Source organism: Pseudomonas sp. AC255, from assembly GCF_979258175.1.
The window spans coordinates 2,207,192-2,220,532 of sequence record NZ_OZ409841.1; the positions used below are offsets into that span (position 1 = coordinate 2,207,192).

General features: G+C 59.2%; 14 protein-coding genes and 1 pseudogene. 5 read left to right on the plus strand and 10 right to left on the minus strand.

From position 1 onward, the window contains the following. Window positions 1-162 precede the first annotated feature (162 nt). Window positions 163-792, plus strand: a complete 630-nt coding sequence (locus ACZZ0K_RS10090) for a glutathione S-transferase family protein (protein WP_252878219.1) — start codon at window positions 163-165, stop codon at window positions 790-792. Window positions 793-945: 153 nt separating this feature from the next. Continuing rightward, window positions 946-1,865, plus strand: a pseudogene (locus ACZZ0K_RS10095) (LysR family transcriptional regulator). A 27-nt stretch (window positions 1,866-1,892) separates the two neighbouring features. On the opposite strand, the gene ACZZ0K_RS10100 reads toward ACZZ0K_RS10095, so the two are convergent. Next, entirely contained in the window at window positions 1,893-2,669 is a 777-nt protein-coding gene (locus tag ACZZ0K_RS10100) for an alpha/beta fold hydrolase (RefSeq protein WP_258706716.1), read from the minus strand. Between the two features lie 155 nt (window positions 2,670-2,824). Beyond that, window positions 2,825-3,730, minus strand: a complete 906-nt coding sequence (locus tag ACZZ0K_RS10105) for an AraC family transcriptional regulator (protein WP_258706715.1) — start codon at window positions 3,728-3,730, stop codon at window positions 2,825-2,827. Window positions 3,731-3,855: 125 nt separating this feature from the next. Here ACZZ0K_RS10105 and rclC point away from each other — a divergent pair, with 125 nt between their 5' ends. Together rclC and ACZZ0K_RS10115 are read left to right on the plus strand one after the other, a co-directional pair. Continuing rightward, the gene (gene rclC / locus ACZZ0K_RS10110) at window positions 3,856-4,431 is read left to right on the plus strand and encodes a reactive chlorine resistance membrane protein RclC (protein WP_123442445.1); all 576 of its coding nucleotides are present in this window, start codon (window positions 3,856-3,858) and stop codon (window positions 4,429-4,431) included. 30 nt (window positions 4,432-4,461) lie between these two features. After that, window positions 4,462-4,689 carry a DUF2790 domain-containing protein gene (locus ACZZ0K_RS10115; RefSeq protein ID WP_258706714.1) on the plus strand — a complete coding sequence of 76 codons (228 nt, stop codon included), beginning with the start codon at window positions 4,462-4,464 and terminating at the stop codon, window positions 4,687-4,689. A gap of 1 nt (window position 4,690) precedes the next feature. Here ACZZ0K_RS10115 and ACZZ0K_RS10120 read toward each other — a convergent pair whose 3' ends face one another. Then, entirely contained in the window at window positions 4,691-5,932 is a 1,242-nt protein-coding gene (locus tag ACZZ0K_RS10120) for an MFS transporter (RefSeq protein WP_258706713.1), read from the minus strand. 117 nt (window positions 5,933-6,049) lie between these two features. Further along, the gene (locus ACZZ0K_RS10125) at window positions 6,050-7,183 is read right to left on the minus strand and encodes a lactonase family protein (protein WP_374046272.1); all 1,134 of its coding nucleotides are present in this window, start codon (window positions 7,181-7,183) and stop codon (window positions 6,050-6,052) included. A 274-nt stretch (window positions 7,184-7,457) separates the two neighbouring features. On the opposite strand from ACZZ0K_RS10125, the gene ACZZ0K_RS10130 reads away from it, so the two are divergent. Next, on the plus strand, window positions 7,458-8,750 hold the full coding sequence (locus ACZZ0K_RS10130) for an Nramp family divalent metal transporter (protein WP_371857525.1): 1,293 nt from the start codon (window positions 7,458-7,460) through the stop codon (window positions 8,748-8,750). A gap of 41 nt (window positions 8,751-8,791) precedes the next feature. Here the strand turns inward: ACZZ0K_RS10130 and ACZZ0K_RS10135 are convergent, their stop codons facing one another. From ACZZ0K_RS10135 to ACZZ0K_RS10160, 6 genes are all read right to left on the minus strand, one after another. Next, window positions 8,792-9,595 (minus strand): DUF1206 domain-containing protein, encoded by an 804-nt coding sequence (locus ACZZ0K_RS10135; RefSeq protein WP_110645324.1) that lies wholly within the window; start codon window positions 9,593-9,595, stop codon window positions 8,792-8,794. Between the two features lie 126 nt (window positions 9,596-9,721). Beyond that, the gene (locus ACZZ0K_RS10140) at window positions 9,722-10,027 is read right to left on the minus strand and encodes a DUF6482 family protein (protein WP_252878214.1); all 306 of its coding nucleotides are present in this window, start codon (window positions 10,025-10,027) and stop codon (window positions 9,722-9,724) included. A gap of 14 nt (window positions 10,028-10,041) precedes the next feature. Continuing rightward, the gene (locus ACZZ0K_RS10145; RefSeq protein ID WP_258706711.1) at window positions 10,042-10,752 is read right to left on the minus strand and encodes an SDR family oxidoreductase; all 711 of its coding nucleotides are present in this window, start codon (window positions 10,750-10,752) and stop codon (window positions 10,042-10,044) included. Further along, the gene (locus ACZZ0K_RS10150; RefSeq protein ID WP_041480338.1) at window positions 10,749-11,291 is read right to left on the minus strand and encodes a DUF3833 domain-containing protein; all 543 of its coding nucleotides are present in this window, start codon (window positions 11,289-11,291) and stop codon (window positions 10,749-10,751) included. The genes ACZZ0K_RS10145 and ACZZ0K_RS10150 overlap by 4 nt, the downstream gene beginning before the upstream one ends. A gap of 45 nt (window positions 11,292-11,336) precedes the next feature. Further along, a complete protein-coding gene (gene folE, locus ACZZ0K_RS10155; protein WP_041480339.1) occupies window positions 11,337-11,894 on the minus strand; it encodes a GTP cyclohydrolase I FolE in 558 nt (185 codons plus the stop codon). 321 nt (window positions 11,895-12,215) lie between these two features. Continuing rightward, window positions 12,216-12,971: a bestrophin-like domain gene (locus tag ACZZ0K_RS10160; protein ID WP_041480340.1), complete on the minus strand. Its 756-nt coding sequence runs from the start codon at window positions 12,969-12,971 to the stop codon at window positions 12,216-12,218. Between the last annotated feature and the right edge of the window lie 370 nt (window positions 12,972-13,341).

Below are 13,341 nucleotides of genomic sequence, written 5' to 3' on the forward strand. Positions count from 1 at the left end.
CGGTGAAATGATCCCTACGCGCGCCTAAGGACGAGGATGATTATTTCACTGGCTGAAATGCTCGATTGTATTTGCTGAGGATTCCGCGATTTGCGGCAGGGGAGCAGGATGAGCCCATCGACACGATCAGCGGGTCGACCTCAAAAAATCCAGGAGCACGTCATGTCTCAGTCAGCCGTCAAACTGTATCGCCATCCGTTATCCGGCCACTCGCATCGCGTCGAGTTGATGCTGTCCCTGCTGAATGTTCCGACCGAACTGGTGTTCGTCGACCTGATGAAGGGCGCACACAAAACCCCTGAATTCCTCGCCCTTAACCGTTTCGGCCAAGTGCCGGTGATTGACGACAACGGTACGGTGCTCGCTGATTCCAACGGCATTCTTGTTTATCTGGCGAGCAAATACGGCAATGGCCAGTGGCTGCCGAGCGATCCGGTCGAACAAGCCAAGGTGCAACGCTGGTTATCGGTAGCTGCCGGGCAGATCAGCTCCGGCCCGGCTACGGCGCGCTTGATCACGGTGTTCGGCGCCGGTTACGACGCAGCTGATGCGATCAAGCGTTCCCATGCGTTGTTGCAGGTGATGGAAGACGAGTTGGCCAACAGCGCATTCCTTGCCGGCGACAAGGCAACCGTTGCCGATGTGGCCGCCTACACTTACGTCGCCCACGCACCGGAAGGCAATGTCTCGCTTGAGGATTATCCGAATGTGCGGGCGTGGCTGGAACGGGTCGAGGCGCTGCCGAAATTCGTCGGCATGCAGCGCACAGCGGTGGGCCTGCAAAGCGCTTGATATCAGCACACGCCAAAAACCTTGTGGGAGCGGGCTTGCCCGCGATAGCGGTGGGTCATTCAGCATCGTTGTTGACTGACAGGACGCCATCGCGGGCAAGCCCGCTCCCACAGGGGCCGGTGGGTTTTCAAAATCTTCGACAGGTCCCCAGCTATGGATCGTTTTCAGGAAATGCGCATGTTCCTGGCCGTGGCCGAGGAGGGCGGCTTTGCGGCGGCGGCCCGGCGCTTGAACACCTCGCCCCCAGCGTCACCCGCGCCATTGCCGCGCTGGAACAACGCATCGGCACGCGTCTGTTGTCGCGCACCACGCGCAGCCTGCACCTGACCGAAGCCGGGCATCGTTATCTGGACGATTGCCGAAGAATTCTGTGCGACGTCGACGAAGCCGAAGAGGCCGCTGCCGGCAGTTATCGGGTGCCGTGCGGGCACTTGAGCGTGACCGCGTCGGTGTTGTTTGGCGAGTTGTTCATCGCGCCGTTGCTGGCGCAATACGTCGATGCGTTTCCTTCGGTGCATCTGAAGGCTTTGCTGGTTGATCGCGTGGTGAACATGGCGGAAGAGGGTATCGATGTCGCCGTGCGCATCGGCCATTTGCACGAGAACAATCAGCATGCAATCAAGGTCGGCGAGGTCCGTCAGGTCATCTGCGGCACCCCCGATTACTTCGCCCGCTATGGCCGACCACAACATCCGAACGAGCTGAGCCGCGCCAATATTGTCATGTCGTCCGCCAGTCATTTGCTCAGCGATTGGCAATTCGCCCATGCCGATGGCCCGTTGAGTTTTCGCTTCGAGCCGCGTCTGGTGGTCACCGCGAATCAGGCGGCGATCAACATCGCCAGCTCCGGTTGGGGCATTACCCGGGTGCTGTCCTATCAAGTCGCCAGCCAGGTCGCGGCCGGTGAACTGGAATTGGTGCTGGAGGCCTTTGAGCCGCCGGCGTTACCTGTGCAACTGGTCTATCTGAAACATCCGCGCGTACCGGCGAAGGTGCGCACGTTTGTGGATTTTCTCAGCGAGCGGCTGCAACACCACCCAGCGCTGAAAGCCGTGAACAGGGTTCACGGCTAAGGCTTCAAGGTTCAACTCAGCGCTTGATCACTTCCCGGCCGCAGCGGTTTCGATCAGGCTGGCAACGGCTTTCGGGTTGGACACCATCACCACGTGCGAAGCGCCTTTGACCACGACGGTCTGCTTGGAGTGCGCGCGCTCGGCCATGAACGCCAAGGCTTGCGCCGGGATGTTCTTGTCCTGGTCACCGTAGACGAAGTACGACGGCACGGTTTTCCATGCAGGCTCGGTGGCGGCTTCGTTGAGCGCGGCGACGGTCACCGGGCGCTGGGTGGCGGCCATCAACTTCGCATCTGCCGGGGAAACATCGGCTGCGAACTGCTCATGGAATTTGTCCTGCTGGATGTACAAATCCTTGCCACCATCGGCCAGCTCAACCGGGGCCGACAGGGTCGGGCCAAGGGTGCTGCCAGGGAAACGCCCGGACAGCTCAGCGGCGGTTTCACCCTTTTCCGGTGCAAAAGCTGCGACGTACACCAGCGCTTTGACATTGGCATTGCCGTAAGCGGCTTCACTGATCACCGGGCCACCGTAGGAGTGGCCGACCAGTACCACCGGAGTTTTCACGCTGGCCAGCACATCCGCCACCGATTGCGCATCACCCTTGACCGAGCGCAGCGGGTTGGCAGCGGCGATCACCGGATAGCCATCCTTCTCGAGAATCTTGACCACGCCGTTCCAGCTGCTCGAATCGGCGAAGGCACCGTGCACCAGCACCACGGTGGGTTTGACCGGCGCGGCGAACGCAGCGTTTCCGCCGAACATGGCGGCGGTAAGGGCGAGGGTTGCGAAGACTTTGTTCATGGTGATGTCCTGTCGATTGGTTAAGGTAGTAATGGAAGCGACAGTGGTATTTAGCGCGCTAAATGTGTCAGTTGTGTGTGCGCACGGCCGAACTTCGCATGCGTGTGTATCTGGGGCGGCGAACGCTACACGCTGATACAAAGCGATCCATTCAATCAGATCGCGCGGCGGACTTTGCCCGGGGCCTCGCCGTAGATTTCCTTGAATTTCTTGCTGAAGGCAGCCTGCGACTGATAGCCGACCTGTACGGCAATGTCGTTCAGGCCCAGATGCGAATGGCTCAGCAGACTGAACGCCAGCTCCATGCGCAACTGGGTCAGCAGCACCCACGGCGATACGCCAGCGACCCTGGCGAAGGTGCGCATGAACGTCGCGCGGGACATGTTCGCGGTGTCGGCCATGGCTTCGATGGTCCATTCGTGCGCCGGGTCGGCCAATATCGCCTGACAGGTGCGGCCCAGGCGCTGGTCGCCGAGCAGCGCCAGGGTGCTTTTGTCCTGCTCCGCACGGGCCAGGTGCGCACGCAGAATCAAGGTGAACAACGCTTGGGACAGTGAGTCGAGGAGGAACCGTGCGCCCGGCTGTTCGCTGTCGGCTTCGCTGCGCAACAGCGCAATCAGGGCGGTCAGTGGCGCATCAATCGGCAAGCCATCGTTGGCAATCAACAGGTAATCGGGGAGGGCGGCGAACAGCATCGATGCGCGGTTGTAATGAAAGCCACCGCAGAGCATGTCCAGATCTGCGCTCGCGCCACCCAGCCGATAGATCGGCAACACCCCGCCGGGAACCAGCGTTGGCGACATCGGCGCTACGTCTTTGCCGGCGCTGTGCAGCACATGCGGCGTACCCCGTGGCAACAGCAGAATATCGCCGGCGCGCATCGCCAGGCGTTGCCCGCTGGCCAGCTCAACCCGGCATTCACCCTTGAGCACGACGTGATAGGGCGCCTTGCCCAAGGCTTCCTGTGGGTGATCACGCGCCCAGTCGCCCTGAAACTGGCAGCGCAGATCAAGACTGCCGCGCACGTTGGCCAGGCTGATGAGCTTATCGAGCGAGTTCATTGGCACCCATTACGAAGGAATCCGCAAAGTTGAGACGATTGAGCAAGACGTTGAGCATGACCGACAAAAGCGCGATTCGATAGCACCGCAGACTGACTCCACTTTCATTGATCTGGAGACGTCGCATGTTCACCTCAATCAACGCCGGACTACAACAGCTCGGCAAACTCGATCGCCTCGGCATCCCGCTGATGCGCGTGGCCATCGCCATCGTGTTCCTGTGGATCGGCGCGTTGAAATTCGTCCCGTACGAAGCCGACAGCATTACGCCTTTCGTCGCCAACAGCCCGGTGATGTCGTTCTTCTACGAACACCCGCAGGACTACAAGGCGCACCTGACGCATGAGGGCGAGCTGAACGCCGACAAGCGCGCCTGGCAGACCGCGAACAACACCTACGGTTTTTCCACCGGGCTTGGCGTGGTGGAAATCTTCATCGGTCTGCTGGTCCTGTCCAACCCGCTTTCCCGCCGCACCGGCCTGCTCGGTGGCGCGCTGGCGTTCGTTACGCCGCTGGTGACCCTGAGCTTTCTGGTTACCACGCCTGAAGCCTGGGTCGCTGCGCTGGGCGATGGTCAGCATGGCTTTCCCTATCTGTCCGGTGCCGGACGCCTGGTGCTCAAGGACGTCCTGATGCTCGCCGGAGCGCTGCCTGTCATGGCCGATTCCGCGCGCCAATTGCTGACCGAACGTCAGGCTTGAATTCCCCATCCTTTATAGAGAGATCACACCATGAAACCGTTTTTTGCTTTGGCCCTGGCCATCCTCGCCGGCAACGTGTTCGCCGCCACCGAACCTGCACAGACCGGCGTGCCACTGGACATCGCCAAAACCATCAGCATCACCGACACCAGCGCCGCCTGCGGAATTGTTCCGGTGGAGGTCGTCTATGAAGACAGCCACGGTCAGCGGCATGTCGCCACTTACAGCGTTTTAGGCAATGGCTGCGGTGGCGATTAGCTCAGGTTTGGCCCATAACCGCAGCGGACTCGATTTTCTCAGTCCGCTGCAGCGTTTCCGGGACACCGATCAACAGCAGCAGGAACGCTGCCGCTGCAACCCCGGCAAGGGTCAGGAATGCCGCGCTGTAACCGGCGGCCTCAACGACAAAACCCGCCAGCCCGTTGCTCAGCGCCGCGCCCAGGCCAAACGCTGTGGTCAGCGCGCCAAGGCTGACATTGAAATGCCCGGAGCCGAGGGTGAGATCCTTGACCATTACCGGGAACAGCGCGCCGAACAAACCAGCGCCGACACCGTCGAGCAACTGCACGGCGACCAGCCAGTACGGATCATCCGAGAAGGTGTAGAGCAAGCCACGCAGCGGCAGGATCAGAAAACCCGCCAGCAATAACGGTTTGCGCCCCCAGACATCGGCTTTCGCGCCGGCCAGCAACGCCATTGGCACCATGACCAGTTGCGCGGCTACGATGCACGCCGACGTCAGCGGTGTGGCCAGGTGCAAATTGGCTTGGGCGAGTTTCTGGCTCACCAGCGGCAGCATCGCCGCGTTGGCCAAGTGGAACAGCGCGCAGCACAGGGCGAACATCAGCAACGGGCGATTGCTCAGCAGTACCTTGAACCCGGACGGCTGATGGCTTTGATCGCCAGGCTGCAAACCGCGCGCGACGTCGTGATCTATCGCTTCGGCCGAGACGAACAGCACGGCAATCACGCTGGCCAGCGCCATGACCGCCATCAGATAAAACACCGCCACCGGACCGAACAGATACGCAAACAAACCGGCCAATAACGCTGCGCACGCGTTGCCGGCGTGGTTGAACGTCTCGTTGCGACCGGTGCGCCGGGTGAATGCTCGTGGGCCGGTGATGCCCAAGGTGATCGCGGAGATCGCCGGGGCGAAAATTGACGCTGCCGCCGCGCTCAAGGCTTGAGTCAACGCCACCAGACTGAATGAAGTAATGAACGGCAGCACCAGGCAACTCACCGTGACCAACAGCGCGGCGATGATGACCAGCGCACGTTTCGCCCGGCTGCTGTCAACCAGCGCACCGGCCGGTGTCTGCGTGACCAGCGCGGCGATACCGGCGAGGGTCATGACTACACCGATGCTGGCCGGGTCCCAGTGGTGCACGGCGAGCAAGTAGATAGCGAGGTACGGCCCGAGGCCGTCGCGGACATCGGCGAGAAAGAAATTCAGACTGTCCAGCGAGCGGTTGTTGCGGCGATCGAGATGGCTGATCACGAGGGCAGTCTCTTGAAAGTGAGGTCTGCGTAAATGTATCAACCTCGGCAAACCTAATGACCGAAGCGGCGGGAGATTAGTTGCAGAACGGCGGAGCAGTTGCTGCTCCGCAGATATTCATGCGTCCGGCGTTTGCAGTATCTCGATCCACAATGCGCCTTTGCCGGAGGCCGCTTCACCGACACGCTTCAGCGCGCCATCCTTGCTCACCGCGTACGTACCGACCTTGGCGCTTTTCTCGCCCGTCACCAGCAGCCAGTGGCCATCGGGGGAGAAGGCGATGTTGCGTGGTTGCTGTTCCTGCACTGAGTAGTTATCGAGGAACTTCAGTCCTCCGGTTGCCGGATCCACGGCAAATGCCGAAACGCTGCTGCTGGTGCGCTCACTCATCAGCAGCAGTTTTCCATCCGGCGACATGCGCAGGTCGGCAGCCCAGATGCGCGGGGTCGGGTCGTCTTTGAGGTCGTTGTTGCGCGCATCACGGACTTCGCCTTGGGCCAGTTGCAAACGTTCGGGAATGCCGTTGGCCACAGCGATTTGCGTTAACGCGCCGCTGGCCTCGTCGATTGAAAACGCGGTCACGGTGCCGCTCATTTCACCGACTACGTAAAGGAATTTGCCGTTCGGCGAGAACGCCAGGTGCCGAGGGCCGGTGTTGTCCGGGACGCTGACCGAGCCGTTGCCGATCGGGCTGAGCTCGCCAGTCTTGGCATCCAGGCGATATTGCAGCACCTTGTCGGTGCCCAGGTTGCCGGCGTAGGCAAAGCGATTGCTCGGCTCGGTGCGAATCGAATGCGCGTGCAGGCCGGTCGGATAACGCAGGATGTTGGCGGAAGGTTGCTGATCTTCGCCGATCTTTTGAACGCTGAGGGTGTCGGCGCCATAGGACGCGGCGAGCAGGTAGCGACCTTTTCGGTCAGTCGACAGATAAGCCATGCTCTCTGCCAGGGGCGCTTGGGTGAATTTTGTCAGGTGACCGCTTTGGCGATCGATCCGGTAACCCAGCACCTGAAAGGGTTTGACGCGCAAGGCTGCAAACAGCACCTTGCCATCCGGGGAGAGAGCCATGGGATTGACCTGATCACCGGCCTGGATCTGTTCGACCAGGGTAAGCGCGCCGTTGCTCTGATCAAGGCGATACTGCGAGATCAGACCGTCGCCGGGGCTTGAGATGTAAGCATAGGTGGCGGCATTGGCCGTCACGCTCAACGTGGAGGCGAGCGCAGCAATCAAGAGCGTTCTGTTCATCATTTTCAGCCTTATTGTTGTTGTGATCAGTCATCCTATGAGTGATTGGCAGGGGCATCAATGGCTATTTCGTGAGCCTTATAAGGTCGCTACGCTTATTCATAGGCGCGTATTAGAAGATTTTTATCAGCAAAAATGATCGGAGAGGGTAGTCGCCATTGAGGTTTGACACATTTCTACATACTCTCCTGTTAGCGTTGTTGTACGACATCCTACCTAATGTGCGCACTGCATCAATTCTCACAAAAACAATAACGGAGATACCCCTATGACGAGCATGGCTCCACTCGATCATCAGGCCGCTGCGAAACCGCAAAACCTGTTCCTGCGTACGCTGAAACTGCTCGGCCCCGGCATTATCGCCGTGCTGTCGTGGCTCGGTGCGGGTGACCTGATCACATCCTCCGTGGCCGGTGCGAATTACGGCTACGCAATGATGTGGGTGCTGGCGGTCTCGCTGTTGCTCAGGTACCTGATCGTCAACATCATTGCCCGGTTCCAGCTGTGTAATAACCAAGGCATGACCATCCTGCAGGGCTACGCCCAGCTCAACCCGGTGTTTGCCTGGTTCATGCTGGTTTATGCCCTGTTGATGGGGCATTTGATGAACGCCTACATGATCAAGGGGGCAGGGGAGTCGCTGGCGATGCTGTTCAAGATCGATCAGCCATTGCTGTGCTCGGTGGCGGTGGTGCTGGCGGTCTGGATGCTGGTCGGGCGCAACATCTACACGATGATCGAAGGCGTGATGAAGCTGCTGCTGGCGATCATGACCCTGGCGTTTATCGCCCTGGCGGTGATGTCCGGCCCGGATGTCACAGGCATCATCAAAGGCACCATCGGCTTCAGCATTCCACCGGACGAAGGCGTGCATGGCGCGTTGCTGGTGGCGGTCTCGGTAATCGGCGCGGTAGCCGGGTCGATTGCCAACTTCGTGCACCCGTATGTCATGCGCCAGAAAGGCTGGACCGGGCCGCAGCACAAGCGCATTCAGCGTAACGACCTGCTGTTTGCGGTGTTCGTCGGGATCATCATCAACCTGGCGATCTGGATTGTTGGCGCGGAAATCCTGCGGCCCAACGGCATCGAGGTGAAAACCTTGGGCGATCTGGGCAAGGCGCTGGAAATCTTCTTCGGCCCGATCGGCTGGTACGTGTTCTTCATCGGTGTGTTCGCGACGCTGTTCGCCAGTATTTCAGGCAAGACCACGGCGTTTCCGATGCTGATCACCGATGCCTTCCAGCATGTTCGTCCTGAGCGCCGCGAGAAGTACGGCAAAGAGTTCCATCACGACCCGATGCACAAGTGGTTCATGCTGTTCATCCTGGTCACGCCGCTGATCTGGTCGATGCCGGGCATGCCGGATTTCGTCACCCTGACCATCGGTGTCAGCGCATTGAACATCATTGGTTTGCCAGTGATTTCCCTGGGCTTGCTGATCATGTCCAACCAGAAATCGTTGCTGGACAAGCAATACCGCAACAACCTGTTTGAAAACATCGCGCTGTTGTTTGCCACCGGGCTGGCGCTCTGGGTAGCGTTTCAGTTGGGCGTTGATCTGTTCACTTGATGACGAAAAGTCGAGGGGGCACACGCCCCTCGAATCGCCGCTTACAACGGCACATCCATTTCGATCCGGCGCCAGGCCGCTTCGGAAAAGCTGTACACCGAAAACGCGATCAGCCCCAAGGCCATCAGCATCAACAGCACACCGCCTGCCGGCAGATTCTGCAAAGCATCCAGCGCTTCCTTCATGCCGGGTGGATTGGTCGCTTGATAAACCGAGCCACTGACCGCCATCAACAGCGCAATCTCGATAAACACCACGCCTCGGGCGATCAAGCCAAAGCGCGACACCGGGCGCACGTAACGCATCACTTCGTCATCTGCCTCGAAGTACTTCTCGAACGTGGCCTTCCAGCCTTTGATGATGTGGGCGATACCGACGCCGAGCGGGATCAGCGCGATCAGGTAGATCAACAGGTTCGAATGCTCGAACGACAGCAGCTGCGCAAGCAGATCCTTGGTCTTGCCATCGCCGGAACCGCCCGAACTCCTGAGACCACTCACCAACAGACCCAAGGCGAAGAAGGCCAGCGCCGCGTTGACCAGACCGCCAGCAAGCAAACCTGCACGGATGACCAGACCTTTGAACTCGCTGCCGTGGTGGTCGACATCGCGGATCGCTTGCAGCGCACGCCACGCGGCGAAGGCCAGCAGGCCGGCGACCACAACACCGATCAGCACATAGCCAAAGGGCTGACTGAGCAATGCTTCGAGGCTTTTGTGACTGTCTTTCGGTTTGGTGGAGTCGTGCGCCGCCAGCAGCGCGAAGATACCGATAATCAGATACAGAACACCGCGCGCGGCGTATCCGCCTCGGGCAAGCAGGACAAGCGTGTGTTGAGTGGACATGGGGTTTACTTCCAGGGAATCGATGTGAAGCAGACCCGTGGACGGGACAGGGGTTCGATAAATGCGTCGCCCTTGGGCGACGCGCGCCTTATCAGCCTGCCATTCAGTGCTCGCCGCGCTTGAGCCTCATAAAGGCGTGGTCAGCGAAAACGGAATGCGCAGCTCTTCAACCGGCCCTGAATCCCGACCGCACATTTCGTCGTGCACGCATTGTTGCACCAGTACGCAGGGAAACGCCGGCACGGTCTGCAGCAAGTCGCGCAGGTGAGTGATCGAGCGCAGGTGCATTGGCTTGGCCGCGTCATCGAGCAAGGTGAACTGGCCTTGATCCAGGCGAATCCGCGCCAGATAAAATCCACCTTCAAGTGACAGCAGCTCCAGTTCGCGAACTTCACTGTTGGCCGCACGTTCGGTGAGGGTTTGCAGATTCATGCTTCACTCCTTGCCTACCAGGGCAGGCGTTCTCCATCGTAGGCGAAGAAATGGCCGCTGTCGGCCGGCGTTAGCGTGTCAATCAGAGTCAGTAATTGCCCGGCGGCAATGTCTGCCGGGCGGGCGCTCGAGGCTCCGCGAAAAGGTTGCGACAACGGCGACACTACTGTGCCCGGGTGCAGACTGAGCAAGCGGCTCTGCGGGCGCGTGCGCGAAAGCTCGATGGCGGCGGTCTTGATCAGCATGTTCAGCGCAGCCTTGGAGGCGCGATAGGCGTACCAGCCGCCCAAACGGTTGTCGCCGATGCTGCCGACTTTTGCCGAAAGCATTGCCATCGCGCCTTGAGGCGCAAGCAACGGCAGAAAGTCGCGCAGCAGCAATGCAGGCCCCAGCGTGTTGACCTGGAATACGGCCTGCAGCGACTCGGCTTCGATCGCGCTGTAGCTTTTTTCCGGCTTGATCCGGTCACGATGGAGGAGGCCGGCCGCGTGAATGATCAGGTGATACGGCGCTTCGCCTGCCAGTTCAGCGGCGGCGCTGGCGATCGTTTCGGGTTGCTCGAGGTCGAGCTTCGGCACAGTCTGGCGTCCCAGCGCACGGACGCTGGCGCAGCGTGGATCCTGTTTCAAATGTTGGCAAAACGCCGTGCCGAGGGCGCCACTGGCGCCGATCACCAGAGCGCGATAACCGTCGCCGAACGAGGTCAGGGTCAACCCACTGCTCATGGGTTCGTCCCAGCGTTCTGGCGCCGGAAGAACACCGTCACCTGACCGACTTCGAAACCCCACTTGGACATACGGGTGCGGTTGATCAGCGTGTCCTCGTCGACCAGGTACATCCAGTCGTCCATGCTCATTTCGTAGGTCGAGTCGTCGACTGGCAGGTTCAGGCGATAACGCCAGTGGAAGGTGTTTCCAGCGATCTGGCCCTGAGCAACCCCGACCACATCGTGCGCGCGACCGCTCCACTGACCATTGCCCCCGGGAGTGAGGGTCCAGACTCGGCGTTCACGGGTGCCGTCGCTGTAACGGAAGCGCTCGTCGAGGATCAGGTTTTCACCTTCACGACGGCTGGCGATATCGACCTCGAAACGTTTGACCACTTCGCCGTTGCGCTTCTGGAACATTCCCCAGGCTTTGACGGGCTGGCTGAAAAACTGCTCCAGATTCAATGCCGGTTGCTGATCCGCGTAACGAGCAACATCGACACTGCCGCAGCTTGCGATGCTGAGCGCCAGTCCTAACAGCAGCAGAAATCGGGTCATGTGCCTACTCCTTGAGCTTGTACAGGTAACAGATTATGTATAGGCCTAGCGCCGTCCGATGAGCTGGAGAAATTCCTGCCGCGTCGTCGAGCTGTCGCGAAAGGCACCGAGCATGACAGAGGAGGTCATGATCGAGTTCTGCTTCTCAACACCGCGCATCATCATGCACATGTGCCTGGCTTCAATAACCACCGCGACGCCGGCGGCATCGGTGATCTGCTGGATCGCCTGAGCAATCTGCCGAGTAAGGTTTTCCTGGATCTGCAGGCGCCGCGCGAACATGTCGACCACCCGCGCCACCTTCGACAGCCCCAACACCCGGCCAGTGGGGATATACGCCACATGCGCCTTGCCAATAAACGGCAGCATGTGATGCTCACACAGCGAATAAAGCTCGATGTCGCTGACGATCACCATTTCATCGCTCTGCGACTCGAAGAGCGCGCCATTGGTGACGTCTTCCAGGCTCATCCCGTAACCGTTGCACAGGTATTGCATCGCCTTGGCGGCGCGCTGGGGCGTATCCAAAAGCCCCTCACGCTCGGGGTTTTCGCCGACGCCAACGAGGATTTCACGGTAATGGCTGGCTAATAGTGGGCTCATTCGGGTCACTCGTGGCGGTGCTGCGTGAGGGCCAATGTCTGGCGAAAAGGTTGTACGCATACAGGTTGTCTGTATAGGTTTTATTCAAGATAGGCCGAAAAAATCAACTGACAATGAATCGGTGATTTTTTTGTGCGGGTTTGGGAGTTCAGGCAGGACAAACCTGCGCCAGGTTTGGTGAGCGGCTTGCTTGGCGCAGATGTGCTGGCATCTCGCCTGATAGCTACTCGGGATCGATAACTGCCGGTGGCGACTGGCAGCAATCGGCTACAAGCGTACTCCGCGTGATTCATCTTGAGGCCACGACTCAGAGCGCTAGCCCTACAGCCGCATTACCGCGAGTGCCCTGCGCAGGGGCTCGTCGGATATCTGGATAGGCCCGTGAAATGGTATGTCCATGTCCAAAACAAGGTACACGGAAGCTGCAATGAGCAATGACGAGATGATGAACATTCCTCTCACCATCGAATTACGGGGAGCGCGGTAGCCAAAACTGGCGAAGATGAGCGTCAACCAGGCTACAAGCATCCCGATAAGCGGGCCAGGAATCGCTCCCTCTGACTGTTCGACGATTCTCCAGCGTTGCTCGATGAGCGAATGATATTGCTGACGAATATCCTGAAGCATCGTTTCATGGTAGCGGTCCGCAGGCTTTATAAGGGCCAAAGACTTACCTATGTCATCCAGGTATTTAGCCGCCTCGCTGTTACGGTGCTGCAGCGCCTCGTCTCCTCGATAGGGGGTCTCGATAGCGCGCTCAAGATAGGTGATCAGGCGATTTCGCGTGTCTTGCGCCGCATCGCCATAGCCCCGCAGTGTCCGATCAAAAATGATCATGCTGGTTGCATACCCATGGAAGTTCGCATCAATAGACTCAAAGGTGTTTTTGGCAGAATTGATCATCAAGCCAAAAACCAGCGAGGTCATCACCACAAAAATGTTGGCTACCAGACGAATCACGGAGTTGGTTTCGTCGTCCCTGTGCTGGGCTGCCAGCTTTGGGTACCACTGCATCATGAGAAGCGAGGCAGCAACGAGGCATCCGAAAATGGCCAGTGCTATCCATAGAGAGTTCATACAGCAGTGCCTCGATCAATGTGAGTCAAGTCTTGAAGGATAGACCGCCAGTTCTTCGCGAATCCTGGTCGTCAGTTTGCAGGTCGGCAATGGCGCCAATATCGGTGTGAACGCCAGCGCTGATCACCGGAAGATTGTGATCGATCTCCGTACGTTCAGTTTCTGACGACAGGCAGTTCAACCTCTGACGAGGCTGCCATTGTGAAATAACTTGCAACTCTTGATCGATTGAGAAATCGCACACGGCTCTCTAAATTTTTCCTCACAACGCCGGGCCCCTCTGACAGCGAATCGCTGCCATGTCGGAGTTGCAGTTTGTACAACTTCGACACTAGAGGAGGGGGCTCATGACTGCCCTGGAACCGTTCTT

What these genes read in the sequence shown, in the direction of transcription:
- ACZZ0K_RS10090 (WP_252878219.1), top strand. Translation starts at nt 163, where the DNA reads ATGTCTCAGTCAGCCGTCAAACTGTATCGCCATCCGTTATCCGGCCAC.
- ACZZ0K_RS10100 (WP_258706716.1), bottom strand. Translation starts at nt 2,669, where the DNA reads ATGAACAAAGTCTTCGCAACCCTCGCCCTTACCGCCGCCATGTTCGGC.
- ACZZ0K_RS10105 (WP_258706715.1), bottom strand. Translation starts at nt 3,730, where the DNA reads ATGAACTCGCTCGATAAGCTCATCAGCCTGGCCAACGTGCGCGGCAGT.
- rclC (WP_123442445.1), top strand. Translation starts at nt 3,856, where the DNA reads ATGTTCACCTCAATCAACGCCGGACTACAACAGCTCGGCAAACTCGAT.
- ACZZ0K_RS10115 (WP_258706714.1), top strand. Translation starts at nt 4,462, where the DNA reads ATGAAACCGTTTTTTGCTTTGGCCCTGGCCATCCTCGCCGGCAACGTG.
- ACZZ0K_RS10125 (WP_374046272.1), bottom strand. Translation starts at nt 7,183, where the DNA reads ATGATGAACAGAACGCTCTTGATTGCTGCGCTCGCCTCCACGTTGAGC.
- ACZZ0K_RS10130 (WP_371857525.1), top strand. Translation starts at nt 7,458, where the DNA reads ATGGCTCCACTCGATCATCAGGCCGCTGCGAAACCGCAAAACCTGTTC.
- ACZZ0K_RS10135 (WP_110645324.1), bottom strand. Translation starts at nt 9,595, where the DNA reads ATGTCCACTCAACACACGCTTGTCCTGCTTGCCCGAGGCGGATACGCC.
- ACZZ0K_RS10140 (WP_252878214.1), bottom strand. Translation starts at nt 10,027, where the DNA reads ATGAATCTGCAAACCCTCACCGAACGTGCGGCCAACAGTGAAGTTCGC.
- ACZZ0K_RS10145 (WP_258706711.1), bottom strand. Translation starts at nt 10,752, where the DNA reads ATGAGCAGTGGGTTGACCCTGACCTCGTTCGGCGACGGTTATCGCGCT.
- ACZZ0K_RS10150 (WP_041480338.1), bottom strand. Translation starts at nt 11,291, where the DNA reads ATGACCCGATTTCTGCTGCTGTTAGGACTGGCGCTCAGCATCGCAAGC.
- folE (WP_041480339.1), bottom strand. Translation starts at nt 11,894, where the DNA reads ATGAGCCCACTATTAGCCAGCCATTACCGTGAAATCCTCGTTGGCGTC.
- ACZZ0K_RS10160 (WP_041480340.1), bottom strand. Translation starts at nt 12,971, where the DNA reads ATGAACTCTCTATGGATAGCACTGGCCATTTTCGGATGCCTCGTTGCT.